The 26,754-nt window shown below is 73.9% G+C and carries 23 protein-coding genes; 9 read left to right on the top strand and 14 right to left on the bottom strand.

The window, feature by feature from the left end; all coding sequences use genetic code 11:
- Positions 1 to 124: 124 nt before the first annotated feature.
- The 3 genes from ACIP5O_RS19380 (at position 125) to ACIP5O_RS19390 (ending at position 2,181) form a co-directional block, all read left to right on the top strand.
- Entirely contained in the window at positions 125 to 967 is an 843-nt protein-coding gene (locus ACIP5O_RS19380) for a helix-turn-helix domain-containing protein (protein ID WP_401294822.1), read from the top strand.
- Positions 949 to 1,146 (top strand): DUF397 domain-containing protein, encoded by a 198-nt coding sequence (locus tag ACIP5O_RS19385; protein WP_401294824.1) that lies wholly within the window; start codon positions 949 to 951, stop codon positions 1,144 to 1,146. The genes ACIP5O_RS19380 and ACIP5O_RS19385 overlap by 19 nt, the downstream gene beginning before the upstream one ends.
- A 93-nt stretch (positions 1,147 to 1,239) precedes the next feature.
- Positions 1,240 to 2,181, top strand: a complete 942-nt coding sequence (locus ACIP5O_RS19390) for a hypothetical protein (RefSeq protein ID WP_401294826.1) — start codon at positions 1,240 to 1,242, stop codon at positions 2,179 to 2,181.
- A gap of 31 nt (positions 2,182 to 2,212) precedes the next feature.
- Here the strand turns inward: ACIP5O_RS19390 and ACIP5O_RS19395 are convergent, their stop codons facing one another.
- The 5 genes from ACIP5O_RS19395 to ACIP5O_RS19415 all read right to left on the bottom strand — a co-directional run bounded on the left by ACIP5O_RS19395 (position 2,213) and on the right by ACIP5O_RS19415 (position 7,698).
- Complete coding sequence (locus ACIP5O_RS19395) at positions 2,213 to 2,614, bottom strand: FKBP-type peptidyl-prolyl cis-trans isomerase (protein ID WP_401294828.1); 402 nt, start codon at positions 2,612 to 2,614, stop codon at positions 2,213 to 2,215.
- A gap of 170 nt (positions 2,615 to 2,784) precedes the next feature.
- Positions 2,785 to 3,183 (bottom strand): hypothetical protein, encoded by a 399-nt coding sequence (locus ACIP5O_RS19400; protein ID WP_401294830.1) that lies wholly within the window; start codon positions 3,181 to 3,183, stop codon positions 2,785 to 2,787.
- Positions 3,184 to 3,304: 121 nt separating this feature from the next.
- The gene (locus tag ACIP5O_RS19405; protein WP_401294832.1) at positions 3,305 to 4,912 is read right to left on the bottom strand and encodes a protein kinase; all 1,608 of its coding nucleotides are present in this window, start codon (positions 4,910 to 4,912) and stop codon (positions 3,305 to 3,307) included.
- Entirely contained in the window at positions 4,909 to 5,523 is a 615-nt protein-coding gene (locus ACIP5O_RS19410) for a hypothetical protein (RefSeq protein ID WP_401294834.1), read from the bottom strand. The genes ACIP5O_RS19405 and ACIP5O_RS19410 overlap by 4 nt, the downstream gene beginning before the upstream one ends.
- A 123-nt stretch (positions 5,524 to 5,646) precedes the next feature.
- Positions 5,647 to 7,698, bottom strand: a complete 2,052-nt coding sequence (locus ACIP5O_RS19415; RefSeq protein ID WP_401295233.1) for an N-6 DNA methylase — start codon at positions 7,696 to 7,698, stop codon at positions 5,647 to 5,649.
- Positions 7,699 to 8,055: 357 nt separating this feature from the next.
- Between ACIP5O_RS19415 and ACIP5O_RS19420 the strand changes: the two genes are divergently transcribed.
- Together ACIP5O_RS19420 and ACIP5O_RS19425 are read left to right on the top strand one after the other, a co-directional pair.
- Entirely contained in the window at positions 8,056 to 8,805 is a 750-nt protein-coding gene (locus ACIP5O_RS19420; protein WP_356543987.1) for a DUF4352 domain-containing protein, read from the top strand.
- Between the two features lie 163 nt (positions 8,806 to 8,968).
- Complete coding sequence (locus ACIP5O_RS19425) at positions 8,969 to 9,730, top strand: hypothetical protein (RefSeq protein WP_401294836.1); 762 nt, start codon at positions 8,969 to 8,971, stop codon at positions 9,728 to 9,730.
- A 226-nt stretch (positions 9,731 to 9,956) separates the two neighbouring features.
- On the opposite strand, the gene ACIP5O_RS19430 is transcribed toward ACIP5O_RS19425, so the two are convergent.
- Both ACIP5O_RS19430 and ACIP5O_RS19435 read right to left on the bottom strand, forming a co-directional pair.
- On the bottom strand, positions 9,957 to 10,637 hold the full coding sequence (locus tag ACIP5O_RS19430) for an HNH endonuclease family protein (protein WP_401294838.1): 681 nt from the start codon (positions 10,635 to 10,637) through the stop codon (positions 9,957 to 9,959).
- Positions 10,638 to 10,675: 38 nt separating this feature from the next.
- On the bottom strand, positions 10,676 to 11,551 hold the full coding sequence (locus ACIP5O_RS19435) for a hypothetical protein (protein WP_401295235.1): 876 nt from the start codon (positions 11,549 to 11,551) through the stop codon (positions 10,676 to 10,678).
- Between the two features lie 121 nt (positions 11,552 to 11,672).
- On the opposite strand from ACIP5O_RS19435, the gene ACIP5O_RS19440 reads away from it, so the two are divergent.
- A complete protein-coding gene (locus tag ACIP5O_RS19440; protein WP_401294840.1) occupies positions 11,673 to 12,263 on the top strand; it encodes a TetR/AcrR family transcriptional regulator in 591 nt (196 codons plus the stop codon).
- A 32-nt stretch (positions 12,264 to 12,295) separates the two neighbouring features.
- Here the strand turns inward: ACIP5O_RS19440 and mfd are convergent, their stop codons facing one another.
- Positions 12,296 to 15,829, bottom strand: coding sequence for a transcription-repair coupling factor (gene mfd, locus ACIP5O_RS19445; RefSeq protein ID WP_401294842.1), 3,534 nt, complete (start codon positions 15,827 to 15,829; stop codon positions 12,296 to 12,298).
- A 243-nt stretch (positions 15,830 to 16,072) separates the two neighbouring features.
- Between mfd and ACIP5O_RS19450 the strand changes: the two genes are divergently transcribed.
- Positions 16,073 to 16,339, top strand: coding sequence for a type II toxin-antitoxin system Phd/YefM family antitoxin (locus tag ACIP5O_RS19450; RefSeq protein ID WP_401294844.1), 267 nt, complete (start codon positions 16,073 to 16,075; stop codon positions 16,337 to 16,339).
- Positions 16,336 to 16,710, top strand: coding sequence for a type II toxin-antitoxin system VapC family toxin (locus tag ACIP5O_RS19455; protein WP_401294845.1), 375 nt, complete (start codon positions 16,336 to 16,338; stop codon positions 16,708 to 16,710). Before ACIP5O_RS19450 ends, ACIP5O_RS19455 begins: the two co-directional genes overlap by 4 nt.
- A 61-nt stretch (positions 16,711 to 16,771) precedes the next feature.
- Here ACIP5O_RS19455 and ACIP5O_RS19460 read toward each other — a convergent pair whose 3' ends face one another.
- Positions 16,772 to 19,345 (bottom strand): ABC transporter permease, encoded by a 2,574-nt coding sequence (locus tag ACIP5O_RS19460; RefSeq protein WP_401294847.1) that lies wholly within the window; start codon positions 19,343 to 19,345, stop codon positions 16,772 to 16,774.
- On the bottom strand, positions 19,342 to 20,130 hold the full coding sequence (locus tag ACIP5O_RS19465) for an ABC transporter ATP-binding protein (RefSeq protein ID WP_401294849.1): 789 nt from the start codon (positions 20,128 to 20,130) through the stop codon (positions 19,342 to 19,344). Before ACIP5O_RS19465 ends, ACIP5O_RS19460 begins: the two co-directional genes overlap by 4 nt.
- 193 nt (positions 20,131 to 20,323) lie before the next feature.
- Between ACIP5O_RS19465 and ACIP5O_RS19470 the strand changes: the two genes are divergently transcribed.
- Complete coding sequence (locus ACIP5O_RS19470; RefSeq protein ID WP_401294851.1) at positions 20,324 to 21,853, top strand: MFS transporter; 1,530 nt, start codon at positions 20,324 to 20,326, stop codon at positions 21,851 to 21,853.
- Positions 21,854 to 21,867: 14 nt separating this feature from the next.
- On the opposite strand, the gene ACIP5O_RS19475 is transcribed toward ACIP5O_RS19470, so the two are convergent.
- The 4 genes from ACIP5O_RS19475 to ACIP5O_RS19490 all read right to left on the bottom strand — a co-directional run bounded on the left by ACIP5O_RS19475 (position 21,868) and on the right by ACIP5O_RS19490 (position 26,750).
- Positions 21,868 to 22,419, bottom strand: coding sequence for a hypothetical protein (locus tag ACIP5O_RS19475; RefSeq protein WP_401294853.1), 552 nt, complete (start codon positions 22,417 to 22,419; stop codon positions 21,868 to 21,870).
- 43 nt (positions 22,420 to 22,462) lie between these two features.
- Positions 22,463 to 22,834, bottom strand: coding sequence for a VOC family protein (locus ACIP5O_RS19480; RefSeq protein ID WP_401295237.1), 372 nt, complete (start codon positions 22,832 to 22,834; stop codon positions 22,463 to 22,465).
- Between the two features lie 202 nt (positions 22,835 to 23,036).
- Entirely contained in the window at positions 23,037 to 24,059 is a 1,023-nt protein-coding gene (locus ACIP5O_RS19485) for a cellulose-binding protein (protein ID WP_401294855.1), read from the bottom strand.
- Positions 24,060 to 24,185: 126 nt separating this feature from the next.
- Entirely contained in the window at positions 24,186 to 26,750 is a 2,565-nt protein-coding gene (locus tag ACIP5O_RS19490) for an SUKH-4 family immunity protein (protein ID WP_401294857.1), read from the bottom strand.
- Between the last annotated feature and the right edge of the window lie 4 nt (positions 26,751 to 26,754).

Below are 26,754 nucleotides of genomic sequence, written 5' to 3' on the forward strand. Positions count from 1 at the left end.
TACCGTGCGTGTTCCGGGTACGAGGTGAGAATGGCCCGGTTCCAGGGGACGAAGAGCGCGGTCGAGCGGTACTTCTGCAGGTGGCGCGGGTAGTTCCACATCTTCCACAAGGGGAGGGCGCGCCATGCCGGCGAGACGGGCGGTCACGGGCCGGAGTCAGGAACCGAGGAAGCGGTTCGCGGAGGAGTTGCGGTCCCTGCGGGCCGAACGGGAACTGCCTCTGAGGAAGTTGGGCGAGGTCGTCGGCTGGGACTGGTCCTTGTTCTCGAAGATGGAGAACGGGGAGACGCTGGGCGGCCCGGAGGTGGTGCAGGCGTTGGACCAGTACTACGGGACGCCGGGGTTGCTGCTGACGCTGTGGGAACTGGCGGTGAGCGATCCGACCCAGTTCAAGGAGCGGTACCAGCGGTACATGCGCCTGGAGGCGGAGTCGGTGAGCATGTGGCATTACGCCGTGGGCGCGCTGCCGGGCCTCCTTCAGACACCGGGATACGCGCGAACCCTGCTGTCGACCAGCGGTATGGAGGGTGCGGAACTCACCAAGCAGGTCGAAGCCCGTATAGGGCGACGCACGTTGCTGTTGGGCGACGGTGCGGCCCAGTTCCGCACCATTCTGTCGGAGACGGTGCTCCGGACACGTTTGCCCAACGGCGACGAGTGGCGCGAGCAGCTGGAGTACTTGCTGACGATGAGCGAGCGGCAGAACGTCACCATCCAGGTCGTACCGCACGAGGTCGGTCTGCACACCCTGACCAACACCGACGTGATGTTCCTGCGCCTCACGGACGGGCGCCCCGTGGCCTGGGTCGAGACCGGGTATTCGGGCGATCTGGTGGAGGGAGCGGCAGCCGTCGAAGGACTTCAGCTCCGCTACGATCGGGTCCGTGATCTGGCTCTTTCCCCCGCTGAATCACGGAAGTTCATCATGTGGACGTTGGAGGAAACATCATGCGAGCCATCGATCTGAACAACGTCACATGGCGCAAGAGCTCCTACAGCAACCAGGACGGCGGCCAGTGCCTGGAGGTCGCCGACCACCTCCCCCACGTCCCCGTCCGTGACAGCAAGGTCCCGACCGGCCCCGTCCTCGTCTTCGCGACCAGCGCCTGGGCGTCCTTCGTGGACGGAGTGAAGGCCGGGGGCTGAGGCGCGGGCCGGGAAACGGGGCCCCTGTCGTGCCCCGGAGCTCCCGGTTACCGTGTGGCAGGGGCAGATCGTCTACGCGCGGGAGTGTGCACCTTGCCATTACGTAAGCATCAGGAAGAAGCCGAGGCGGCAGGGAAGTCGGCGCGGCGCGCGGAGGGCCCCGGCCGGGACCGGCGGGTCTCCGCGGGGTTCGAGCCGGTCGCCCCGGCGGCGGCCGCGGTCATGCAGCGCTCGGTGGGCAACGGCACGCTCGGGCGGATGATCTCGCGGGGCGGGGGCGGGCCGATGGTGCCGCACGCCGCGCCCAGCACGCGCACCAAGCGCGGTCAGGACGAGGTCGTCGAGCGCGGCGAGAGCCCGCCGACGAACCAGCAGAAGACCGAGGCGGGAGCGGTCACCCGGACCACCCGCAGCGGGAAGGCCGGGGCGACGCCCTCGGTGAAGGGCAAGGAGAAGAAGGTCGAGGAGGAGATCGGCAACCCGACCCTCGTCTTCACCTCCGCGTACGAGGGCGACGAGCAGCAGTCGCTGAACGGCAGCAACGACATCGGCTTCGCCCAGACCGCGACGCTGCGCCGCGCGAACGGGATGGAGACGCCGGCGGCCGAGGCGTACGACTTCTGGCAGGAGGTCTCCGACGAGAGCCGGCAGATCGTTCCGTCGTCGACGAACTACCGGCCCAAGAAGTCCAGCCGGGCCTGGGTCGTGGACGGTCCCTTCCGCCCGCCGTACAACGACGAGGACGGCAACGTGATCAACGCGGCCGACCGGATCACCTTCGTCGACAACCCCGGCTTCTCCACCAGCACGCGCATGTCGGCGGGCTACTTCCTGGTCGACTACACGGTCCGGTTCCGCTGGAAGGTCCGCAAGAAGCAGGGCGGACGCTTCACCAAGGCCGAGCCGTACTGGGAGAGCGACGAGATGGTGCACCGCGTGACGTCCGCCTTCGACGCGGAGAACCCGGAGGAGGCGGTGGCGGTCAACCACCACGCGGCGGGCAACCGCACCTGGAACGTCCAGCTCCCCAACTGACCGCCCGGAGCGGCCGGGCCCCCGGCCCGGCTCAGGCGGAGACGGAGAGCAGGTCCACCACGAAGACGAGGGTCGAGTGGGCCGGGATCAGCGACGAGGGCGACTGCTTGCCGTAGCCGAGGCGCGGGGGGACGACGATCTCGCGCCGGCCCCCGACCCTCATCCCCCTGATCCCCCGGTCCAGGCCCTTGATGGCCCGGCCGCCGCCCACGGCGAACTTGAACGGCTCGTCGCGCTCCCAGGAGGAGTCGAACTCCTTCCCGGTGGCGAGGGTGACGCCGACGTAGTGGATCCGTACGACCCTGCCCGGCTTCGCCTCGTCCCCGTCGCCGGTGACGAGGTCCCGGGTCGTCAGCTCGACGGGGGCCTCGCCCTCCGGAAGGACGACCTCGGGCTTCGTCGGTCCGCTCGTCGCGGTCTCTTCGTTCTCCACCGGGGTCACGCTACCGGTGGGGCCGGGCCGGGCGGCTGCCGTCGGAGGACGCCGAGCGCAGGACGGAGCTGTTGGTGGACCGGCTCGCCGCGCTCTGACACCCCGTCCCGGGACGCGCGAAGGGCCGGAACCCCTCACGGGTTCCGGCCCTTTTCGCGGAGTACGCGCGCTTACTTCGCGGCGACCTGCTCCAGGCAGAGGACGAACTTGTCCGAGTCGAGCTGCTGCGCGAGCGCCGACAGCTCCTCGCCGCACTTGTTCACGTCGAAGGTGTCGTCGATGACCTTCACGACCTTGAAGAGGTCGGCCTTGCCGGAGGAGCAGTCGACGGTGTCGACCTTCGGGTCGTTGTCCGGGCCGGTGACCGTGACGCACTCGCCGGCCTCGGCGTGCACCGGGGCGTCGCCGGTGAGGTGCGGGAGGCCCAGCTTCACGGCGACCGCGACGACGATCGCGACGACGACGCCGCCGATCTTCTTGAAGATCGCGGAACCCTTCTTCGCGGGGGCCGGCTGCTGCTCGGGGGCGGGCTGCTGCTCAGGGGTGAAGGGCGCGGGCGGCGTCGTCATGAGGAGTTCCTTGCAGGTATGAACATGATCAGACGCGAACGTTACATGTGCCAAAAACGGCAAAAAGGATCACGAAGATCCACTGGCCGAACATTTGTCGAGTCGTGATCCTGTCGCCCCGTCAGGGACGCGGGCCCATCATCCGCTGGTGGTCCAACGCCCTGCGCAATTCCCCCGGAAGCGGGTGGTACGGGCCGTACGCGCGCTCCGCGTCGAACAGCAGCCGCTGGAGCTGGTCCCGGCCGGCCGTGTGCTCGCCCGCCGCCAGGAGCAGCAGCCCGATCCGCTGCCGGATGTCGAAGGCGCGGGCGGGCTCCCGCTCGTAGTACGGCAGGACCGCCCGGAACTCCGCGAGCGCGGCCGCCGTCTCCCCCAGCTGCTCCAGGCACAGCGCCGCGTCGTAGCGGAACTGGAGGGTCTGGGGGTCCGCCGAGCCCGCCTCCGCCCCGCGGTCCGCCGCGAGCCGGCGCAGCTCCGGCAGCGCGCGCCGGTACTGCCCGTCGTCCATCAGCGTCGACGCGTACTGCTTGCGCAGGATGCGGACGACCGGCGAGCGCTCCCCGTGCTCGGCCTCGGCCGCGGGCAGGATCCCGCCGAGGACGTCCACGGCCTGGGTCAACGAGCCCTCCGCGAGCAGCCGCTTGACCTCGTCCACGGCGGCGGCGACGTCCGGCCGCGCGAACGGCCCCGGCTGCGCGTACACCCGGGGATCGGCCTGCGGGGCCCGGCCCGGGACCGGGGTCGGCGCGTGCGTGGGCAGGGGCGGGATCGGGACGGGCGGGGTCGGGACGGGGGGCACCGGGCCCGCCGGCGTCTGCGCGCGGTCCGGCCAGGGCGCGTGCGGGCGCAGGAACGGCCGGGTCGGGTCCATCGGGCCCGCCGGGGCTCCGCGCGCGGGCAGCAGCGGCAGCAGGTGCTCGTACACCTCGTGCGCGCCGGCCGGGCGGTCCCGGGGGTCCTTGGCGAGGAGCCGCAGCACCAGCGCCTCCAGCGGCGCGGGGACCTCCGGGCGCAGCTGCCGGAGCGGGACGGGCGGCTCGTACAGGTGGCGGTGCAGCACGCCGAGCGCGGTCGAGCCGGAGAACGGCACGTTCCCGCTGAGGAGTTCGTGGAGCAGGACGCCGAGCGCGTACAGGTCGGTGGCCGGGCCGACGGCGCCGCCCATGGCCTGCTCCGGCGCCATGTACGCCGGGCTGCCGATGGGCGAGCCGGTGTGCGTGAGCCGGGTGGTGTCGGTGTCCAGGACGGAGGCCACGCCGAGGTCGAGGACGGTCAGCGTCCCGTCCGGACGGACCATCACGTTCCGCGGCTTGAGGTCGCGGTGCACGATCGGCACCGCGTGCACGGCGGCGAGCACCGCGCACAGCTGCGCGGCCACGGACACGGCCCACTCCCACGGGTACGGGGTGTGCTCGGCGAGGTGGTCGGCGAGGTCCGCGCCCTCCACGTACTGCATGACGAGGTACAGGTCCTCGCCCTCGCTGCCCGCGTCGTGCACGGTCACCAGGCCGGGGTGGGTCACGCGCGCGGTGACCCGGCACTCGCGCACGAAGCGGCGGCGCAGCTCGTCGGCGGAGGAGGCCTGCCCGTTCATGCCGGCCGGCCGCAGCAGCTTCACCGCGACCCGGCGGTCGAGGCGCCCGTCGTACGCCGTCCAGACCTGGCCCATGCCGCCCTGGCCGACGACGGTGGCGAGCTCGTAACGCCCGCCGACGATCCGTCCGTTCACCGGCCGCCTTCGCCTTCCCGCGGCTCCCTGCGCAGCAGGTCGCTCAGCTCGTCGAGCTCGGCGCGGACCTGGTCGATGCGGGGGCCGGAGGGCTGGGGCACGGGGGTGGCGGGCGCCGGGACGACGGGCGCCGGGACCACGGGCGGGTGCGCGACGGGGCCGACGTACGGATTCGGCCGCACGTCCGCGCGCGGGACGGTCGCGGCGACACCGTTGCTCCCGTACGCGTACCCCGCCGGGCCGTACGCGGGCGCGGTGCGCGAGCGCTCCGCGTGACGGATCTCCCCGAACAGGTAGTACGTGATCGAGCCCGCCACCAGGGCCACCATCACGCCGACCGCGGCGAAGGACTCCGCGGTGCCGGCCTCCTTGTCGCCGGTGGCCGCCGCGTACGAGAACAGGCCGGCCGACCCCGCGAACAGCACGCCGCACACCACCCAGTCCCGCGCCCTGCGGGTGACGCACGCCAGCCGGATCAGCGGCGCCCAGGACAGGAAGCCGCAGCTCATCAGCGCGAGCACACAGAAGAGGACGAGCAGCGCGATCCGGCCGCCGGAGAGGGGGCTCTTCGGCGGCTGCGGAACCTGCGGGACCTGCGGGTGGCCGTACATCCTGCTGCTCCTGCTCGGACGGGTGGGGTGCGGACACGAGCGTATACACCCCTGCGGACAACGGTTCCGGGATACCCGGAACCGTTGTCGAAGAGATGAGGAAAGAGGAGGGGCGGGAGGGCCTCAGGGGGCGACGGAGCCGTCCGCCAGGCCGTCGTACAGGCCCTGCACCAGCTGGTCGCCGAGGCGGGAGGCCTGGCGCAGGGACTCCTCGAAGGCGGCGAGTGCCCGGAACCGCTCGCCGAGGCGGCGCTGTTCGGCCAGGGGCAGGCGCGGCAGCTGGAGGCGGCGGACGTCGAGGCGGGTCGCGGTGGAGGCGTAGCTGCTGGCCTGCCGGGTGTTGGCGGTGGCGCGGAGGAAACCGGCCAGGAACCAGGGGTCGAGGGCCGCCGGGTCGGGGCGCAGGAGCTGGAGGTTGCGCCCGAGGGCGGCGCCCTCGGCGGTGGCGTCGACGACCCGGACGGCCGCCCCGCCGCCAAGGACCGGGACGACGACGTCCCCGACGGCCAGCAGGACCGGTTCCTCGGGCGGGCCGTCGGGCAGCGTGCCCGAGGGCGGCTGGGCGGCCAGGACGTCGTGGTCGGTGAGGACGGCGACCGGGGCGGCGGCGGGGGCCGTGCCCGCGCCGCCCGAGCGCAGCGCCAGGGCCCCGGCGCGGGCCAGTTCGCCGACGGTCGTGGTGGGCCGGCCGGTCCCGGCGGCGGGCGGGTCGGCGACGGGGGGCGGGGTCAGCTCGCGGGTGCGGCGGAGGGTCTCCGTCAGGCGCTCGCGCACCCCGGCGAGCTGGGCCGCGCCCCCGGCGGCGGCCGGGGGCGGCAGGTGGCGGGCGGGCGCGAGGTCGACGTCGTCGTCGAGGAGCTCGATCACGGGGACGGAGCGGCTCGCGCCCGGGGTCCCGGCGAGGGTCCCGTCCCGGTCGAACGGCGCCCAGGCGTCCAGGACGGCGGCGTGGACGGCCGGCCAGTCGAGCCGGTCGCGGCCCTCCCTGGCCGGTCCGGTGTGCTCGGACGCGGTGTCCACGAGGAGGAGTTCGGCGGCGGGGCGGCCGCCCGGGACGGGCTTGCGCAGCACCCAGAGGTGGAGCGGGACGCCGTACGGGGGCGCGGCGCCGGCCGGGAGGGCGACGACCGCGCGCAGGGCGCCCCGGCGGAGCAGGTCGGCGCGGATGCGGCGGCCCGAGCGGCGGGAGGCGGCGGCGGGCGGCATGAGGAGGACGGCGGTGCCGCCGGGGCGGAGGCGGGCCAGGGCGTGCTGCACCCAGGCCAGTTCGGACTCCGTGCGGGCCGGGAAGCCGTACTCCCAGCGCGGGTCGTAGGCCAGTTCGTCGTGGCCCCAGTTGCGCTCGTTGAACGGCGGGTGGCAGAGGACGGCGTCGGCGGCGAGCGCCGGGAAGGCGTCGGCGCGCAGGCTGTCGCCGGACCTGACCCGGATGTCGGCGTCGGCCGCGAGGGCCAGGCGCAGGGCGGTGAGCGCGGCGAGGTCGGGGTCGGCGTCCTGGCCGCAGACGGCGCCGGGGCGCTCGACCGCGCCGAGCAGTCCGCCGGTGCCGCAGGCCGGGTCGAGGACGGTGAGCGGGGCGGCGCCCTCGCCGGCGGGCGCGGGGGCCGCGAGCGCCGCCATGAGGGCGGCGGGGCCGGGCGGGGTGAGCGTGTACTGGCGCGGGTTGGCGTCGAGGTGGCGGCCGAGCAGGAACTCGAAGGCCTGGCGCGCGCCGGTGTCGGCCGCGAGTTCGGCGGCCCCGCGCAGCAGGGGCAGGGAGACGGCGAGCGCGCCCGAGGTGGGGGTGAGGACGGCCCGTCCGGGGCCGAGGCGCTCGGTCAGCGTCTCCTCCAGGGCGACCGGCAGCACCTTCGTGAGCCGCTCGTCGGGGAGCGCGGCGAGGGCGGGCCAGGCCGCCGACCGGTCCCGTACGAGGAGGAGGGCGCAGCCCGCGTGGACGAGGGCGGTGACCGCGCCGGCCGGGTGGCCCGCGACCTGCTGCCAGACGCGCTCCCGGAGCGGGACCTCGGCCAGCTTGCCCTGGGCGCGGAGCCACTCCTCGACCTCGGCGAGGGCGAAGGACGGGCTGGTCTCCGTGCCGCCGACGGGCTTGGGGAAGTCGGCGTGCCGGCGGCGCCAGTTGCTGACGGCGGCCCGGCCGACCCCGGCGAGCCGGGCGATCCCGGCGGCGGTCACCTCGGCGGGGGCGGCTCCTGTGGCGGGGGCGGTTCCGCTGGTGGGGGCGGTTCCGCTGGTGGGGGCGGTTCCGCTGGTGGGAGCGGTTCCTGTGGCGGGGGCGGTTCCGCTGGTGGGGGCGTCCGCGTCCTTCTCCGCCGCCCCCGCGTCCGCTGCGTTCTCCGGCATCTGACCCGTCTCCCCTGGCTGACCCGCTGACGACTCTCGTGTGACACCCATCCTACCGACGGGGAACGACTCCCACCCTTCACAGCGTGAGTCGACTCCTTCCCCGTGAGCGGTGTTGACTCGGTTCACAAGCTCTGCTGTGATTGATCCATCGCACCAGACAGCTTCGATGTCCGGGAGGACACACCCATGTCGTACGACACCCAGGTCCCGCCCGCCGCTCCGCACCGGGCCATGCGCAACGGCCTCGGCACCGCGGCCCTGATCCTCGGCATCATCGGCACGCTCTCCGGCATCGTGCCGCTCCTCTTCTGGCTGGCGGGCATCCTGGGCCTGATCGCCCTGATCCTCGGGCTCGTCGGCAAGGGCCGTGTGAAGCGCGGCGAGGCGAACAACAAGGGGGTGGCGCTCACCGGCGCGCTCCTCGGCCTCGCGGCCCTGATCCTCTCGGTCGTCGGCGCGGTCATCACGTTCACGGCCGTCAGCGACGCGGTCGACGAGATCGACAAGGCCATCAAGGACACCGCGCCCAAGGACCCGGCGGCCAAGAACCTGGCGGACGGCGACACCTCGGTCTACGACGACGACCTCAAGGTCACGGTCTCGGACCCGAAGGCGTACAAGCCCAGCGAGTTCGCGGCCGGCCACACCGAGGGCAACAAGGCGTACCAGGTCACCGTCGTCATCGAGAACGGCGGCAAGAAGAAGTTCGACGCCACCCTCGTCACGCTGGCCGGCCGTGCCGGGACGAACGGCGTCGCGGCCGAGCAGGTCTTCGACGAGAAGGTCGGCGCGGGCTTCCAGGGCACCGTCCTGCCCGGCAAGAAGGCCACCGTCACCGTCGCCTTCGACGTCCCCAAGGACGCCAAGGACCTGACGGTCGAGGTGAACCCGGGCTTCGACTACAACGCCTCGCAGTGGGAGCTGAAGCTCGGCTGACCCGGCCGGACCCGGTCACCCCGGCCGACCCGGTCACCCCGGCCGCACCGTCCCCCACGGCTGCCACCGCCCCTCGGAAGAACCGGGGCCCTTCGGGGCCCCGCCCCCGTAACCCTTCACACCCTTCGTACCCTTCACACCCTTCTCCCGGAGACGAATCCCCATGCGCGCCCCCGCCCCCACCTCCTCCCGCCCCCGTCGTACCGCCGTCGCCGCCCTCCTGTGCGCCGCCGTCGCGGCCGGCGCCGCCGCCTGCGGCCCGTTCTCGGAGGACGCGAAGCCGGCAGGGCCCTTCCCGGGGCTGTCCGGGGCGCGGATCGTCGACGAGGCGTTCGCGGCGACGGCGGCGGCGAAGTCCCTGACCGTGGACGTCGACACGACGTCCGAGGGCGAGCGGACGAGGGCCTACGTCTCCTTCGACACCGCCGGGAAGTGCGTGGGCACGCTGACCACGGGCACGGCCGCCACGACCGAACTGATCAGGGCCGACCGGAAGAAGGTGTACCTGCGCTTCGACGAGGCCTCCCTGGACGAGCAGGTCGAGGGCGAGTCCCCGGAGGTGCGGGAGGCCACGTTCAAGGCGCTCAAGGGCCGTTGGGTCGAGTTCCCGGCCTCCGACCCCGACGCGAAGGACGTCGTGGCGATGTGCGACGCGAAGGAGCTCCTCGGCGGCTTCGAGCAGGGCGCGAGCGGCGTCGTCCGGGGCGGGGAGACCACCGTCGACGGCCGGAAGGCGCTCACGCTGACGGAGCCGGACGACGGCGGCGTGACGAGGACCGTGTACGTGGCCACCGAGGGCACGCCGTACGTCCTGAAGATCGTCACGAAGGGCGGCGACGAGCCGGGGACGATCGCCTTCACCCGGTACGGGAAGCCGGTCGCGGCGAAGGCCCCGGCGGCGAAGGACATCGCGGACCTGGACTGAGCCCGGGGGGGCGGATCCAGGGGCCGATCGGGGCCGGGCCCGGGGGGGCGGCCCCGATGAGGGGGGGGAGACGTGAGGGGGACCGCTGCAGGGGAGCGGTCCCCCTCACGCGCGTGCGCGCACGACTGCGCGATGCGCGGGTGATAGGCGGTGCGGGCGCGTGGTGGTGCGGGTGCGCCGGACGCGGTACCGGGGTCGCCCCTCGGACCGGCCCCCGCCGCAGGTCCTACGGGAGCTTCTGCCGGGGGCAGTCGTTCAGGACCCGCTTCATCGCGTCCCGCTCGCCCTCCGTCACCCACACCCCGTACTTCTTCTTCACCGCGACCTGCCGGGCCACGTACGTGCAGCGGTACGCGCCGTTCGGCGGCAGCCAGGTCGCGGCGTCGCCGTCGGACTTGCGGCGGTTGGTGGCGGCGTCGACGGCGAGGAGGTTGAGGGGGTCGTTGGCGAAGCGGCGCCGGGTCTCGGCGTTCCACTGCTGCGCCCCCTTCTGCCAGGCGTCGGAGAGCGCCACGACGTGGTCGATGTCGACCTTGCTGCGACCCCGGACGTACGGGACGGTGGTGCCGGTGTACGGGTCGTCGGTGAGGGTGCCGGAGGCGACCTTGCAGTGGCCGTCCGTGTACCGGACGCCGGTCAGGTCCCGCTTGAGGATGTCCTCGCGGGTGCCGCAGCCGTTGCGGTCCACGTCCACCCAGCCGCGCCCGAACGCGTCCCGGTCGTAACCCTTCTTCGGGGCGCGGCCCTTGACGGCGAGGGTGTCCACGGCGGCGAGCGCCGTCCCGGGCTCGGCCTTCCTCCCGCCCGTACCGCCGTCGATCGGGGGGGTGCAGGCGGCGACGACGAGGGCGGCGGCCACAAGGGCCGGGGCGGCGAGGGTCCTTCGGTACGTCGACACCCTGCCCATCCTAGGGCGAACGGCAGCGCGGGCTTCGTACTTCCGTGTCACACCTTGCCGATGCCGAGGGTGTTCTCGGCGGGCAGCAGGCCGGAGCCGATCGCGGCGAGCCAGGGTCCGCCGAGCAGGTCGGCGAGGCGGTCGGCGGCCTCGGTGCCGAGGGCGGCCCAGGGGGCGGCGGCCAGTTCGTCCGTACGCCGCTCGACCCCGGCCCGCAGGTCCCGCCCGGCCTCGGTGGCCGTGCCGTCCGCGTCCACGAGCCCCCGGGCGGCGAGCCGTTCCCGGGCGGCGGACCACGCGGCGGCGGACCAGCCCCGGCTCGCGAAGACGGGTTCGGGCGCGGCGCCGACCGCCGCGAAGGAGACGAGCGCCTCGACCGGGTCGAGCCCGGCGGCCAGGAGGGCGGCGACGTGCCCGTCGCCCCGGTGCTCGCGCAGGATCGTCGCGGCCTGCCAGAGGACGAGGTGCGGGGCCCCGGGCCAGGGGAGTTCGGCGTTGGCGGCGGCGAGCGGGCGGCCGGCGGTCCCGGCCGCCTCCGCCGCCCGGCGGGCGAGCGCGGCGGCCTCCGCCAGGCCGGGCCCCGCGACCGCGTCCTCGCCGAGGACGGCCCGGCAGGTGCGGTCGACGGCCCGGAGCCGGGCGGCGAGCACGTCGGCGGGGTCGGCGGTCGCCGGAGCGGCGGGGGCATCGGCGGGATCGGCGGTCGTCCGGGCCACGGGCACGTACCGGGCGACCGTGTCCGGGCTGAAGCTGTAGAAGGCGGAGGCCACCCGGACCGGACCGGCGGCGCCGAGGGGCGCGGCCCGCCAGGCGAAGTAGGAGGGCCAGCGCACGTCGGTGTCGTAGCCGAGGGCGGCGGCCTCGTCGAAGGCCTCGGGGGCGTAGTAGAGCAGGGCGTGCAGGGGTTCGAGCAGGTGCCACATCCGGCGTACGCGTCCGGCTTCCACGGTCTTCTCCCTCACGGCCGCTCCACGTCTTGTCACTGACAAGATTGCGCCCGCCCTCCGAACTTGTCAATGACTAGACGAGGGCTAGGCTGCTGCCATGACGACGAAGCACACGGACAAGAGGGCGACCACGGGCCACGGCACCTACCACCACGGCGACCTGCGCCGGGCCGTCCTCACCGCCGCCCTCGACGTCATCGCCGCCGAGGGTCCGGGGGCGCTGAGCCTGCGGGACCTCGCCCGCCGCGCGGGCGTCTCGCACGCCGCGCCCGCCCACCACTTCAAGGACCGCACCGGCCTCCTGACCGCCGTCGCCGCCGAGGGGTACGAGCTCCTCGCCGGGGCCCTGGCCGGCGTCCCCGAACTGCGCGAACGGGGCGTGCGGTACGTGCGGTTCGCGGTCGAGCACCCCGCCCACTTCCAGGTCATGTTCCAGCCGGAGCTGCTGCGCGCCGACGACCCGGACCTGCGCGCCGCCAAGGAGCGCGCCTCTGCCGAACTCCGCGCGGGCGTCGCGGGTCTGGACGCCGTCCCCGACGCGCGCGAGGCCGGCATCGCGGCCTGGTCGCTCGCCCACGGCTTCGCGGCGCTGCTGCTCACCCGCAACGTGACGGACGCGCTGGGCGGCCGGGACCCGGAGGAGTACTTCCGCTCCCTCACCGGCCTGCTCTTCACGCAGCGGGGGTAGGGGGCCGGTCCCGGAGGACCGGCCCCCACGCCTCACGACCCGAGGATCGTCGTCAGGAACTCCCCCGTCCACACGAGCAGTTCGCGGCCCACCACCGGCTTGCCGCCGATCTTGCCCGTCGTCGGGCGCGGGACCAGGATCTGGTGGACGGCCGGCTTGATGACCGTGCGCGGGTACAGGCGCTTGAGGCGCAGCTCCTGGGACTCGCGCAGCTCCACCGGCGCGAAGCGGATGTTCGGGCCCTGGAGGACGATCTCGCCGACCCCGCAGGCGCGGGCCAGCATCCGCAGGCCCGCCACCAGGAGCAGGTTCTCCACCGGCTCGGGCAGCTTGCCGTAGCGGTCGGTCAGCTCCTCCCGTACGGCCCTGACGTCCTCCTCCGAGTTCGCCGAGGCGATGGCCCGGTAGGCCTGGAGGCGCAGCCGCTCGCCCGGCGCGTAGTCGTGCGGCACGTGCGCGTCGACCGGCAGCTCGATCTTGACCTCCAGGGGCGGCTCCTCCTCCGCCCCGCCGTCGAGCGACGCCCGGTAGTCGGCCACGGCCTCGCCGACCATCCGCACGTACAGGTCGAAGCCCACGCCCGCGATGTGGCCGGACTGCTCGCCGCCGAGCAGGTTGCCCGCGCCCCGGATCTCCAGGTCCTTCATGGCCACGTACATGCCCGCGCCCATCTCGGTGTGCTGGGCGATCGTCGCGAGCCGCTCGTGCGCGGTCTCCGTCAGCGGCTTCTCCGGCGGGTACAGGAAGTACGCGTAGCCCCGCTCGCGGCCACGGCCGACCCGGCCGCGCAGCTGGTGGAGCTGCGACAACCCGAAGTTGTCGCCGCGCTCGACGATGAGGGTGTTGGCGTTGGAGATGTCGATGCCGGACTCCACGATCGTCGTGGAGACGAGCACGTCGAACTTCTTCTCCCAGAAGTCGACCACGACCTGCTCCAGGGCCTGTTCCGACATCTGGCCGTGGGCCGTCGCGATCCGCGCCTCGGGCACGATCTCGCGCAGCCGGGCCGCCGCCCGGTCGATGGAGTCGACCCGGTTGTGGATGTAGAAGGCCTGGCCCTCGCGCAGGAGTTCGCGCCGGATCGCGGCGCCGATCTGCTTCTCCTCGTACGGGCCGACGAAGGTGAGGACCGGGTGGCGCTCCTCCGGCGGGGTGGTGATCGTCGACATCTCGCGGATGCCGGTGACCGCCATCTCCAGGGTGCGGGGGATGGGGGTGGCGGACATGGTGAGCACGTCGACGTTGGCCCGGAGCTTCTTTAGCTGCTCCTTGTGCTCGACGCCGAAGCGCTGCTCCTCGTCCACGATCACCAGGCCGAGGTCCTTGAACTTCGTCTCGGAGGAGAAGAGGCGGTGGGTGCCGATCACGATGTCGACCGAGCCGTCCCGCAGCCCCTCCAGGGTCGCCTTCGACTCGCTCTCCGACTGGAAGCGGGACAGGGCCCGCACCTTCACCGGGAACTGCGAGTACCGCTCGGAGAAGGTCCCGAAGTGCTGCTGCACGAGCAGCGTCGTCGGCACGAGGACCGCGACCTGCTTGCCGTCCTGGACGGCCTTGAAGGCCGCCCGGACCGCGATCTCCGTCTTGCCGTAGCCGACGTCGCCGCAGATCAGGCGGTCCATGGGGACGGTCTTCTCCATGTCCTCCTTGACCTCGGCGATGGTGGAGAGCTGGTCGGGCGTCTCCACGTACGGGAAGGCGTCCTCCAGCTCGCGCTGCCAGGGGGTGTCGGGGGCGAAGGCGTGGCCGGGGGCCGCCATCCGCGCCGAGTACAGCTTGATCAGGTCGGCGGCGATCTCCTTGACGGCCTTCTTGGCGCGCGCCTTGGTCTTCGTCCAGTCCGCGCCGCCGAGCCGGTGCAGGGTCGGCGCCTCGCCGCCCACGTACTTGGTGACCTGTTCGAGCTGGTCGGTCGGGATGTAGAGCCGGTCGCCGGGCTGGCCGCGCTTCGCGGGCGCGTACTCCACGAGCAGGTACTCGCGGGTGGCGCCCTGCACGGTCCGCTGGACCATCTCGACGTACCGGCCGACGCCGTGCTGCTCGTGCACGATGTAGTCGCCGACCTCCAGGGTCAGCGGGTCGATCGTCTTGCGCCGCTTGGCGGGCATCCGCTGCCCGTCCTTGCCGGCCGCCTTCTGCCCGGACAGGTCGGTCTCGGTGAGGACGGCCAGCTTCAGGCCGGGGTCGACGAAGCCGTGGTCGATGGAGCCGCAGGCCACGTGGACGACCGAGGGGGCGATCTCGGTCAGGTCGGAGTCGAGGCGGGCGGCGATGCCCTCGCCGCCGAGTACCTCGACCGTGCGGGAGGCGGGGCCGTGGGCCTCGGTCACGTAGACCGTGCGCCAGCCGTCGGCGAGCCAGCCCTTGGTGTCGGCGAGCGCGCGGGCGGTGTCGCCCCGGTACGACTCGGGGGCGTGCATGCCGAGGGCGAGGACGTCGCCGCCGGTGTCGGCCTCGTCGGCCGCGAACGGCGACACCGACCACCAGGGCATGCCCAGCTCGCGGGCCCGGTCCCGGACGTCCGCGATCCCCCACAGGGAGGCCGCGCCGACGTCGATCGGGGCCTCGCCGCCGCCGGCGGTGGCCGCCCAGGACGCCTGGAGGAACTCCTGGCTGGTGGCGACGAGGTCCGCCGCCCGGGTCCGCACCCGCTCGGGGTCGCAGACGACGGCCATGGACCCCTCGGGCAGCACGTCGAGCAGCAGCTCCATGTCGTCGACGAGGACCGGCGCGAGGGACTCCATGCCCTCGACCGCGATCCCCTCCGCGATCTTGTTGAGCAGCTCGCCCAGCTCCGGGTGCTCCTCGGCGAGGGCCGCCGCCCGCTGCCGTACGGAGTCGGTCAGGAGCAGCTCGCGGCAGGGCGGCGCCCACAGGCCGTGCCCGGCGACCTCCAGGGACCGCTGGTCGGCCACCTTGAAGTAACGGATCTCCTCGACGTCGTCGCCCCAGAACTCGATCCGGAGCGGGTGCTCCTCGGTGGGCGGGAAGACGTCCAGGATGCCGCCGCGCACGGCGAACTCGCCGCGCTTCTCGACCAGCTCCACCCGCGAGTACGCGGCGGCCGCCAGGCCCTCCACGACCTCGTTCAGATCGGCCGTCTGCCCCGATCGCAGCGCCACCGGCTCCAGGTCGCCCAGGCCCTTGACCTGCGGCTGGAGCACCGAGCGCACGGGTGCGACGACCACGCTGACGGGCCCGGCCGCCGGGTCGTCGTCCCTCGGGTGCGCGAGGCGGCGCAGCACGGCGAGGCGACGGCCGACGGTGTCGGAGCGGGGCGAGAGGCGCTCGTGCGGCAGGGTCTCCCAGGAGGGGTACTCGGCGACCGTGTCGGGGTCGAGGAGCGAGCGCAGCGCGGCGGCGAGGTCCTCGGCCTCCCGGCCGGTCGCGGTCACCGCGAGGACCGGGCGCCCCGAGTCCCGGGCGAGCGCGGCCACGGCGAACGGGCGCGCGGCGGCGGGGCCGACCAGGTCCACGTGGGGCCGGTTGCCGTCGGCGGCGGCCTTCACCGCCTCGGCGAGGGCGGCGTCCTTGACGACGGCGTCGAGCAGACCGTGCAGGCTCATGGGGCTTTTCCATCCCGGAACTGGAGGTGCGGACAACGCGAACGGCCCGACACGTCGCACGGGCCGGGTGGTCCCGGACGCGTCCGGCCCGGGTCTCCCCAGCCTACGACGTGCCACTGTCACCCGCCCGAAGGAACCCCGCCACTCGGGAGGGTGAAGCGGCTGGTTCGCGGGCGGCTTGTACGACTAAGATTAGTCCAGCACTTAGTCCACCTTTGCCCCACCTAGCTGTGAGAGGCCGCGATGGAAGCAGCCCGGCAGTACAACGTCCACGAGGCGAAGACCCACTTCTCCAAGATCCTGGAGGCGGTCGCGACCGGCGCGGAGGTGATCATCAGCAAGTCCGGGGAACCGGTCGCGAAGGTGATCCCGCTCCGGGGGAAGGTCCGGCGCACCGCCCGGGGCTCCCTCACCGCGCCCGTCGTCCTCCACGACGACTTCGACGACCTCTCCGACGACCCCGGCTTCGCCGAGGCCTTCGGGCTCGACGCGGAAGGCACCGCGGAGTGAAGCTGCTCGTCGACACGCACGTCATCCTCTGGTGGCTGCTGGACTCCCCGCAGCTCTCCGACGACGTCAAGGACCTGCTCGACACGGAGGAGCACGCGTACGTCAGCGCCGTCACCCCGTGGGAGCTCTCCGTCAAGCAGGCCCTCGGCAAGCTCGACGGACCGGCCGAGCTGCCGGAACTGGCACGCGACTGCCAGCTCAGACCGCTTTCGGTCACCGCCGAGCACGGCATCCGCGCGGGACGGCTCCCGCCCCACCACCGCGACCCCTTCGACCGGATACTGATCGCCCAGGCGCAGACCGAGGGGCTCACCCTCGTCACCCGGGACAAGCACATCCCCCGCTACGACGTGCCCGTGCTCACGGTCTGAGCAGCCGTACGGCCCCGGTACGCGCGCGTACCGGGGCCGCCCGTGTCCCTCCGTACGACCGCTACTCGCTCGCGATCGCGTTCAGGACGTTCATCCGCCCCGCCCGGAAGGCCGGGACCAGCGCCGCGAAGAGGCCCACGAAGGCGGAGGCGACGAAGACGGTGAGGATCGTCGGCCAGGGGACGTCCAGGACGCCGAGGCCCTCCAGGGCCAGGAGCTTCTGGGCGGCGGTGCCCCAGCCCATGCCCAGGCCGAGGCCGAGGAGCGCGCCGAAGAGGGCGATGACCACGGACTCCAGGCGGATCATGCGGCGCAGCTGGCGGCGGGAGAGGCCGACGGCCCGCATGAGGCCGATCTCCCGGGTCCGCTCGACGACCGACAGGGCCAGGGTGTTCACGACGCCGAGGACCGCGACGACGATCGCGAGGGCGAGGAGCCCGTACACGATGTTGAGCAGCTGCCCGACCTGGTCCCGGAGCTCCTCCTTGTAGTCCGCCTGGTTGCTGACCTTGTACTGGGGGTAGGGCGCGAGCGCGTCCTTGAGGGCCTGATAGGCCTGCGTCTCCTGGCCGTCCTTCGCGCTGGCGAGGAGGAGCAGGCTGTGCGGCATCCGGTCGGCGGGCAGGTACCGGGCGGCGGTGGTGACGTTGGTGTACATCACCCCCTTGTCGACGTTCCCCTGGTCGGAGGTGATCGCCGCGACCTTGAGCCTCGCCGGCTTCCCGCCCTTGAAGGCGACGGTCAGGACGTCGCCGGCCTTCACGCCGTGCGCGGTGGCGTAGTCGCTGCCGACGGACATGGCGTCCGGCCCGTAGGCGTCCGCGAGCCGCCCGGCGGTGGTCTCCCGGCGCAGGTCCCGCGCGTACGTCGGGTCGGCGGCGGCCAGGCCCTGCTCGGCCTTCTTCCCGCGCGGGTCGGTGACGGTGACGTCGAGCCACTTGTACTCGGTGACGTGGTCGATGCCGGGGGCCTTCTCCAGGGCGGCCTGCGCCTGCGGCACGATCGGCTGGCCGGTGCCGGACTGCACGATGAAGTCGGCGCCGACGGAGCGGTCCAGCTCCTCGGTGGCGGAGGCCACCATGGAGGAGCCGACCACCGACAGGCAGGCGACGAGCGCCAGGCCGATCATGAGGGCGGCGCCGGTGGCGCCGGTGCGGCGCGGGTTGCGCAGGGCGTTGCGCTCGGCCATCCGGCCGACGGGCCCGAAGACCCGCAGGACGACGACGCCGAGGACGCGGACGACCCCGCCGGCGAGCAGCGGGCCGACGACGACGAAGCCGAGCAGGGAGAGGACGACGCCGAGGCCGAGCCAGGCGGAGCCGGGGGCGGCCTCCTCGGCGCGGGCGGCGGCCACGAGGGCGGCCGCCCCGGCGGCGGTGAGGGCGAGGCCGATCCCGCCCCGGACCCGGCCCGCCCTGCCGTCGGCGGGGGTGCCGGCGTCGCGCAGGGCGGCCATCGGGGAGATCTTCCCGGCGCGGCGGGCCGGGACGTAGGCGGCGAGGACGGTGACGACGACGCCGAGGACGACGCCGACGACCGGGGTCGTCCACTTCACGGTGAGGTCGCCGGTGGAGAGCTCCATGCCCACGGCGGACATCAGCTTCATCAGGCCGACGGCGAGGCCGACGCCCGCCGCGACGCCGGCGGCCGAGCCGACCAGGCCGAGGAGCAGCGCCTCGATCAGGACGGAGCGGTTGACCTGCCTGCGGCTCGATCCGATGGCCCGCATGAGGCCGATCTCGCGGGTGCGCTGGGCGACCAGCATGGAGAAGGTGTTGACGATGAGGAAGATGCCGACGAGGAAGGCGATCCCGGCGAAGCCGAGCATGGCGTACTTCATGACGTCGAGGAAGCTGGCGAGCTCCTCGCGGCCCGCGTCGGCGGCCTCGGCGGCCGTCTGGAGCTTGTAGCCGTCGCCGAGGGCGGCGGCGATGTTCGCCTTGAGGGCCTCGTCGCTCACGCCGGGCGCGGCGTCGGCCGTGATCTGGGTGAACAGGCCTTCCTTGCCGAGCAGTTCGCGCTGGGCGGTGGCGGTGTCGAAGTAGACGAGGGTGGCGCCGGGGTTGGTGACCTTGAAGTCGGCGATGCCGGAGATCCTCGCGGTGAAGTCGCCGGTGACGGAGATGGTCCGCAGCTCGTCGCCGAGCTTCAGGCCGTGCTTCTCGGCGGTGGCGCCGTCCACGACGACGTCGGTGGGGCCGCGCGGCTCGTGGCCGGAGGCGATCTCCACCGAACGCAGCTCGTTCGGCGTCCAGTTGACGGCGATCGTCGGGGCGCCGCCGGTCGGGCCGACGTTCTCGTTCCTCGCGTCGACGACGGTGACGCTCAGGGAGGTGACCGCGCCCCGCACGTTCCGGGCGCCCTCCGCCTTCGCGACCTTCTCCAGGAGCGCGGCGGGGAAGGTCTCGGGGCGGCCGGTCTGCGGGGTCTCGTCGTCGGACGCCGCGCCCTTCGGGCTGACGGTGACGTCGGAGGCGGTGGTGGCGAAGAGCTTGTCGAACGTCGTGTTCATCGTGTCCGTGAAGACCAGGGTCCCGGAGACGAACGCGACGGAGAGCAGGACGGCGACGGCGGAGAGCGCCATGCGGCCCTTGTGCGCGAGGAAGTTGCGCAGGGAGGACTTGAGCACGCTCATGAGGTCCGCCCGCGCGCGTCGAAGTCCTTCATCCTGTCGAGGACGGCCTCGGCGGTGGGCCGCTCCATCTCGTCGACGATCTTCCCGTCGGCCAGGTAGAGGACGCGGTCGGCGTACGAGGCGGCGACCGGGTCGTGGGTGACCATGACGATCGTCTGCCCCAGCTCGTCGACCGAGGTGCGCAGGAAGCCGAGGACCTCGGCGCCGGCCCGCGAGTCGAGGTTTCCGGTCGGCTCGTCCCCGAAGATGATCTCGGGGCGGGCGGCGAGCGCGCGGGCCACGGCCACGCGCTGCTGCTGACCGCCGGACAGCTCGTTCGGCCGGTGCCTGAGCCGCTCCGACAGACCGACGGTGTCGACGACCCGGCGCAGCCAGTCGGCGTCCGGCCGGCGGCCCGCGATGTCCATCGGGAGCGTGATGTTCTCGATCGCGCTCAGGGTCGGCAGCAGGTTGAACGCCTGGAAGATGAAGCCGATCCGGTCCCGGCGCAGCTGCGTCAGCTTCTTGTCCTTGAGCCCGGTGATCTCGGTCTCGTCCAGGAAGATCTGCCCGCTGGTCACCGTGTCCAGCCCGGCGAGGCAGTGCATCAGGGTGGACTTGCCGGAGCCCGAGGGCCCCATGATCGCGGTGAACCGTCCGCGGGCGATGTCCACGTCGACGGAGTCGAGGGCGACGACCCGGGTCTCCCCGGAGCCGTACGCCTTCACGACCTGCCGCGCCCGCGCGGCGACGGCCGTAGCCCCTCCCGTACCCCCGTGCGTGGGGATGGTCACAGCCGTAGTCACGTTTCTCTCCTCGAAGGCAGTGGCGGGTTCGTAAGTTCAAGTTAAGGAGCGGGACCGGGAGTTCTCCTCCTCCGCCGGTACGAACGGCCCCTGGGCCGTATGGGGGAGAAACCCTTAGGGGCTTCTCCGCCCGGGGTCGGGGTGGCACGCTGTCACCCGGAATTTAGGTGTACGAAGAAAGGAAGGGCGTACGGTGGCCGAGCCGTCGACGACACGGGCCGGGACCGGCCCGGCCCCCGCATCCGCACCGGCGCGCCGGGGACCCGTCGTCGCCGCGCTCATGCTCGGGATGGGGCTCGCCGCGATCGACGGCACCATCGTGTCCACGGCCGTCCCGCAGATCGTCGGCGACCTCGGCGGACTCGCCGTCTTCTCCTGGCTGTTCTCCGGCTACCTGCTCGCCGTCACCGTCACCCTCCCCGTGTACGGCAAGCTCAGCGACACCTTCGGCCGCAAGCCGGTCCTCGTCGCCGGGGTCGTCCTCTTCCTGATCGGCTCCCTGCTGTGCGCCGCCGCCTGGAACATGGCGTCCCTCATCGCCTTCCGGGTCGTCCAGGGCCTCGGCGGCGGCGCGCTCCAGGGCACGATCCAGACGATCGCCGCCGACCTGTACCCGCTGAAGGAACGCCCGAAGATCCAGGCGAAGCTCTCCTCCGTCTGGGCCGCCTCCGCCGTCGCGGGCCCGGCCGCCGGCGGCCTCCTCGCGGGCTACGCCGACTGGCGCTGGATCTTCCTGATCAACCTGCCGGTCGGCCTGGTCGCCCTGTGGCTGATCTGCCGCCACCTGGTCGAACCGGAACGGACCGCGCCACGCGCGCGCGTACGGATCGACTGGGCGGGCGCGCTCTGCGTCTTCGCCACCGGCGTCCTGCTCCTCACCGCCCTCGTCCAGGGCGGCGTCGCCTGGCCCTGGCTCTCCGCGCCCTCCCTCGGCCTCCTCGGCGGGGCCGCCGCCCTCGGCGCCGCGACCGTCCTGGTCGAGCGGCGCGCCGCCGAGCCGATCATCCCCGGCTGGGTCTGGCGCCGCCGCACGATCGCCGCCGTCAACCTCGCGCTCGGGGCCCTCGGCCTGCTCATGGTCGCCCCGACCGTCTTCCTCCCCACGTACGCCCAGTCCGTCCTGGGCCTCGGCCCGATCGCGGCCGGATTCGTCCTGTCGGTGATGACCCTGAGCTGGCCCGTCAGCGCGGCGCTCTCGAACCGGGTCTACACGCGCATCGGCTTCCGGCTCACCGCCGTCCTCGGCATCTCCGGCGCGCTCCTCGTCCTGCTCGCCTTCCCGCTGCTGCCGTTCCCGGGAGAGCCCTGGCAGCCGGCCCTGCTGATGCTGCTGCTCGGCGCGGCCCTGGGCCTCTTCCAACTCCCGCTGATCGTCGGCGTCCAGTCGACCGTCCCCTACGGGGAGCGGGGCACGACCACCGCGTCCGTCCTCTTCTGCCGCCAGGTCGGCCAGAGCGTCGGCGCGGCCGTCTTCGGCGCCGTCGCCAACGGCGTCCTGGCCGCCCGCCTCGGCGGCGACGGCGACCTGGACGCCCTGGCCCGCGCCCTGGACTCCCCCGGCTCCCTGCCACCCGCGACGACGGACCTCCTGCGCCGCGCGGTCGACGCGGCGGTGGACTACGTCTACCTGGGCGCGGCGGGAGCGGCGGCCCTCGCCCTCCTGGTCCTGCTCGTCCTGGCGCCCCGCCGCTTCCCGGTGCTGAAGGACCCCGGAGAAGGGTGACGGCCGGACACCCCCTAGTGGGTGTCGAGCCAGCGGCGTGCCGCCGGGCTCAGCGGGGGCTCGTCCGGGTAGTCCATGGATCCGTCCGCCACCACCTCGGCCCACTCCCGGAGCACCCGCGAACGATGCGGTTTCAGCACCGAGGTGCTGATGTCGTGCTCCCACGTCGTCGCGAAGAGCAGCACGTTCCCGTCGAGCGAGAGCATGCGGAACTCGGGGCGACAAGCGGCGCTGCCGAGGGGCCCGGCGGCCCCCGCGCCCATGATGTCCCATTCGCTCTGCAGCTCGACGCAGATCCACCGCGCCCACTCGCTCTCCTCCGGCGCCCACGCGAGCAGGAACCTGCGGTCGGTCTCGGAGAAGAGCCCTCCTTCGACCGCCAGCCGGTACCAGTCGGCGTTCGCCCTCTCCCGCAGCCGTGGTGCGAGAACGTCCAGCATGGCTTCGACGCGTCCGTCGGAGGCCGGGCAGCTCGCGGCCTGCCCGGTGACGACGGGCGGAACGAGCCCGTCGGGCTCGGTCCACCCGTCCACGATCCGCAGGCCCGCCGCGGCAAGAGATTCCACGATCCCCCTCATGCGGCCACGACCGGGCCGCCGGGCAGGGCCCTCACGCCCCCGGGACCGTCAGGCAGAAGGGGTGCCCGGCCGGGTCCAGGAGGACCCGCCAGCGGTCGGGGCGGGGCTGGACGGCGGGGACGGTCGCGCCCAGGGCGACGAGCCGGGCCTCCGCCTCGTCGAAGTCGTCGACGTCGAAGTCCAGGTGCAGCTGCTGCGGGACCTCCTGGCCGGGCCAGGACGGGGGCCGGTAGCCCTCGACCCGCTGGAAGCCGAGGAAGAGGCCGGACCCGGCGGGCCCCCGGGAGAGGCCCGCGAACGCGTCGGTCGAGCGCTCGTGGAGCGGGAGGCCGGTGGCCCGGTGGTAGAAGTCGGCCAGGGCGAGGGGGTCGGCACAGTCGAGGGTGACGGCCGTCAGCTTCATGATCACGAGTGGGACGCTAGACGGGCGGACCGGGGAAACGCGATCCAATTACCGGGCTTCCTGGGCGTGTTGCCGTTGTCGTTGCCGTTGCCGTTGTCGGCTCCGGCTCCGGCTCCGGCTCCGAGGGGCCGGTCGCCGGGCCTCCCCGCGCCGTCACGTCACAGGCCCGGCGCCCGGGTACGTCACCGGTCGCCCGGGTACGTCACCGGTTGCCCGGAGCCGTCTCCGGGCCCGGGTCCTCGTCCTGGCCGGAGTCCGGGGACGGGGCCGGGGCAGGTGCCGAAGCCGAGCCCGGGTCCGCGCCCGAAGCCGAGCCCAGGTCCGTCCCCGTCCCCGCCCCCCGGGCGGGCGACCGCTCCGCCTCCTCCGCCGGGCCCCGCCCCGTCAGCGCCGCCAGGGAGTCGCGGATGTGCTCCATGTGGGAGTGGATCTCGTCCCGCGCCTCCTCGTGCTCCCGCAGGACCCGTTCCGTCGCGCGCTCGGTCCGTTCGGCCTTCAGGCGGGCCTGCGCGAGCAGTTCCGACGCCTTCGCCTCCGCGTCCTCCTGGCCGTGCCGGGCCTGCTCCTCGGTCTCCGACAGGAGCCGTCCGGCCTCCGCGAGACGGGCCTCCGCGCGGCCGAACAGCTCCTCGTGGCGCGCGTCGAGCTCGGCCGCCCGCGCCTCCTCCTCGCGCTCGGCCTCCTCCCGCACCGCCTTCCGCCCGGCCTCCTGCTCCGCCAGGAGCTCCGCCGCGCGCCGCTCGGCCTCCTCGAAGGCCTCCCGGGCCGCCGTCCGCAGCTCCTCCGCCTCGCGGCCCGCCTCCGTCGCCAGCTCCTCGGCCCGCCCCCGCGCCGTCTCCAGGGTCGCGCGGGCCTTCGCCTCCGCCGACTCGCGGACGCCCTCCGCGTACGCCCGCGCCGACTCCGCCGCCTCCCGGGCCGCCGCGTCGGTCGCCTCGGCGAGGGCCTGCGCGTCGGCCTCGGCGGCGCGCACCAGCGCCTCGTCCTCCGCCTCGGCGAACTCCAGGATCTTCCGCGCCCGCTCGCCCAGCGACTCGTACCGCTGCGGCGGCAGCTCCTCGACGAGCGCGCGGAGCCCCGTGAGCTCCTTCTCCCGCTCCGCCACCAGGGCGGTCAGCAGCACCGCCCGCTCCCGGGCGCCGTCGCGCTCGGCGGAGAGCGCGGCGAGGAAGCGGTCGACCTGCTCGGGGCGGTAGCTCCGTCCCCGCCCGACAGCGAAACCCATCCCTGACGTCCCTTCCCTCTGGCCAGAACTTCCAGGATGCGCCATCAGAACGGACAAAAGACGCCCAACGTGTACACACGCCGAGCGCCTTTCGTCACATCCTGTCCGAACGGAGGCCGGGGAGGCTCAGAGCAGGCCGTCCCACATCTGCTCCAGGAGCACCGACCACCAGTTCTCCGGCGACGCGAGGGCCGCCGGGTCCAGCATCGCCAGCTGCGCCTGGAAGTCCACCGTCCAGCGGCCCGCCTGCTCCGGGTTGAGCCCGAACCGCAGCCGCCACATCCGGCCGAGCAGCGCCATCGACCGCGTGAACTCCGGAAGCCCGGCGTTCACGAACTGCGGCGGCACCGACTGCCCGCCCGGACCGGCCTCCACCGGCACCGCCACGATGTGCGCGGTCCCGTACTGGACGCAGATCGCCCGCCCGAAGTCCGAGCCGAGCACCAGGTACGAACTCGCGTCCGGCGCGGCCTGAACCTGCCGCTGCGCCGCCAGCTCGGCCAGCGTCGGCACCACCGGCACCGCCGGCTGCGCCCAGAAGAACGGACCGAAGTCCGCCGGCAGGCCCGCCCACACCAGCGTGCGCGCCACCAGCTCCGGCACGCCCTGCCGCGACACCGCCCGCTGGTCGAAGCGGAGGATGCCCGGACCGAACGCCCCGGCCAGCTCCTGCGCGATCGCCTCCGGCGGGACCGGCGGCGCCGGCTGCACCGGCGGCAGCGGCGCCCGCACCGGCGCGGGCCGCGCCGGACCGTCCGCGACCTGGTGCAACTCCCCCTGATGGGTGAGCAGTTGCCGCATGCCCTGCTGCCGGCCCGCGTGATCACGACCGTACGGGGCGATGCTGGTGATCCGCGCCTGCGGCCACGTCTCCCGGATCATCCGCGCGCAGTAGCCGCCCGGCAGCTCACACGACGCCAGCTCCGTGTGCAGTTCGAGCACCTGCTGCGGCGGCACGTTCATCGCGCGCAGCTCGTGCAGGATCTGCCACTCCGGATGCGGGGTGCCGGGCGCCGAACGCCGGATGATCTGCGCCTCGGAACCGTCCGGCGCCCGGTAGCGCAGCACCGCCTGGTAGCCGGGACCCACCGTCGGCTGCCCCGGCGGCTGCTGCGGATACCCGTACGCGGGCGGTACGGGACCGGCCGCGGGCGGCGGCGTGTGCCCGCCGTGCACCGGCGGCGCCGGAGCGGGCGGGGGCGGCGGACCGCCGGGGCCCGGGTGCGCCAGCATCGTCGCCGCGTGCGCCACACCGCCCGGAGGCGTACCGGGCACGCCCGGCGGCGGCGGGGGCGGCGGGGGCACGCCCGGACCGGCCGGACCGGGCTGCGCCAGCATCGTCGCCGCGTGGTGCACGGGCTGCGGCGGCGTCACCGGACCCGGCGGGGCGGGCGGCGGCCCGGGAGGACCGGGCGGACCCGGCTGCGCCGGCGGCCGGGGCGGCTGAGGGCCGTCGGGCCCGAGCTGCGACACCAACTGCGTCGGGATGTACGCGTTGCCGCCCGACGACGCCCCCGGCACCCCCGGGGCGCTCGGCGGGGGCGGCGGACCGGCCGGACCGCGCCCGCTCTTCGGCGGCGGCGTGGCCTTGCTCGTCGCCGCGTCCGCGAGGTCCGCGGCACCCGAGGGCACGGGCGGCGGCGGAGGCCCGGCAGGGCCCGCCGGAGCGACGCCCGGCGGGGCCGGCGCGACCGGGTCGAGCCGAGGTGCGACGGCGGTCGGCGGCAGCGCGCTGCCGCCCTTCATCAGGGCCGTCGGCGCGTCGGCGCCCACCACCGGCGGCGGGGCGTCCTCGTCGTCCGTCCCCGACAGCGGCGGCGCGAAGACGGTGGCGGGCAGCGGCACCGCCCCGCCCGCACCACCGGAACTCGCGTTCGCGTCCACCCAGGGACTGCCCGTGGGGGTGGGGGCGGGCGGGGCCGCCGGGGTGGACGGGGTGGGCGGAGTCGCCGGGACGCCGTCCATCGCGGTCGGCTCGTAGGCGTCGCCCGGGGCGGTGCCGGACGCGGGGGTCCCCTGGACCGGAGCCGCCGGGGCGGGGGACGAGCCCGACGCCCCGGACGCCTCCGACACCGGCGAGGACGAAGACACGGCCGAGGAGTCCTCCGAAGACGAGGACGAAGACGAGGACGAGGACGCTGTCGAGGCCGAACCCGAAACCGGCCCGGAGGCCGAGGACACGGAAGACTCCGACGACGCCTCCGACACCGACGGCACCGACCCCGTCCCGCCCGCCCCCTCCACCACGTCCGACACGTCGTCCACCGGACCCGACGCGCTCGCGCTCTCCTGCGACGCGTGCGCCTCCTCCCGCGGCAGCCCGATCTTGTCCGCCGCGTCCTGCAACCACTCCGGCGGAGTCAGCAGGAACGACGTCTGGTTCAGATCGATCCGCGCCGCCGGCACCGCCGCCTGCGCCGGCACCTCCTCCGCGGACCCGTACTCCTCCTCGTACCGCCGGATCACCTCGCCCACCGGCAGCCCCGGCCACAGCGTCGCCTCACCGCTGTCCCGCGCGATCACGAGCCGCTGGCGCCCCCCGTCCGACGTCGGACCGCCCTCGCGGTCCTCCGCCCACACCACGAACCCCAGCCCGAACTCCCGCACCCGCACCTCGCGGTGCTGATAGCCCGGCAGATCGCCGTTGATCCACTCCTCGGCGCGCTCCTGCGCCTGCGCGAACGTCACCACAGCC

It is taken from the genome of Streptomyces sp. NPDC088915 (genome assembly GCF_044749825.1).
In the GTDB taxonomy this organism is placed as follows: domain Bacteria; phylum Actinomycetota; class Actinomycetes; order Streptomycetales; family Streptomycetaceae; genus Streptomyces.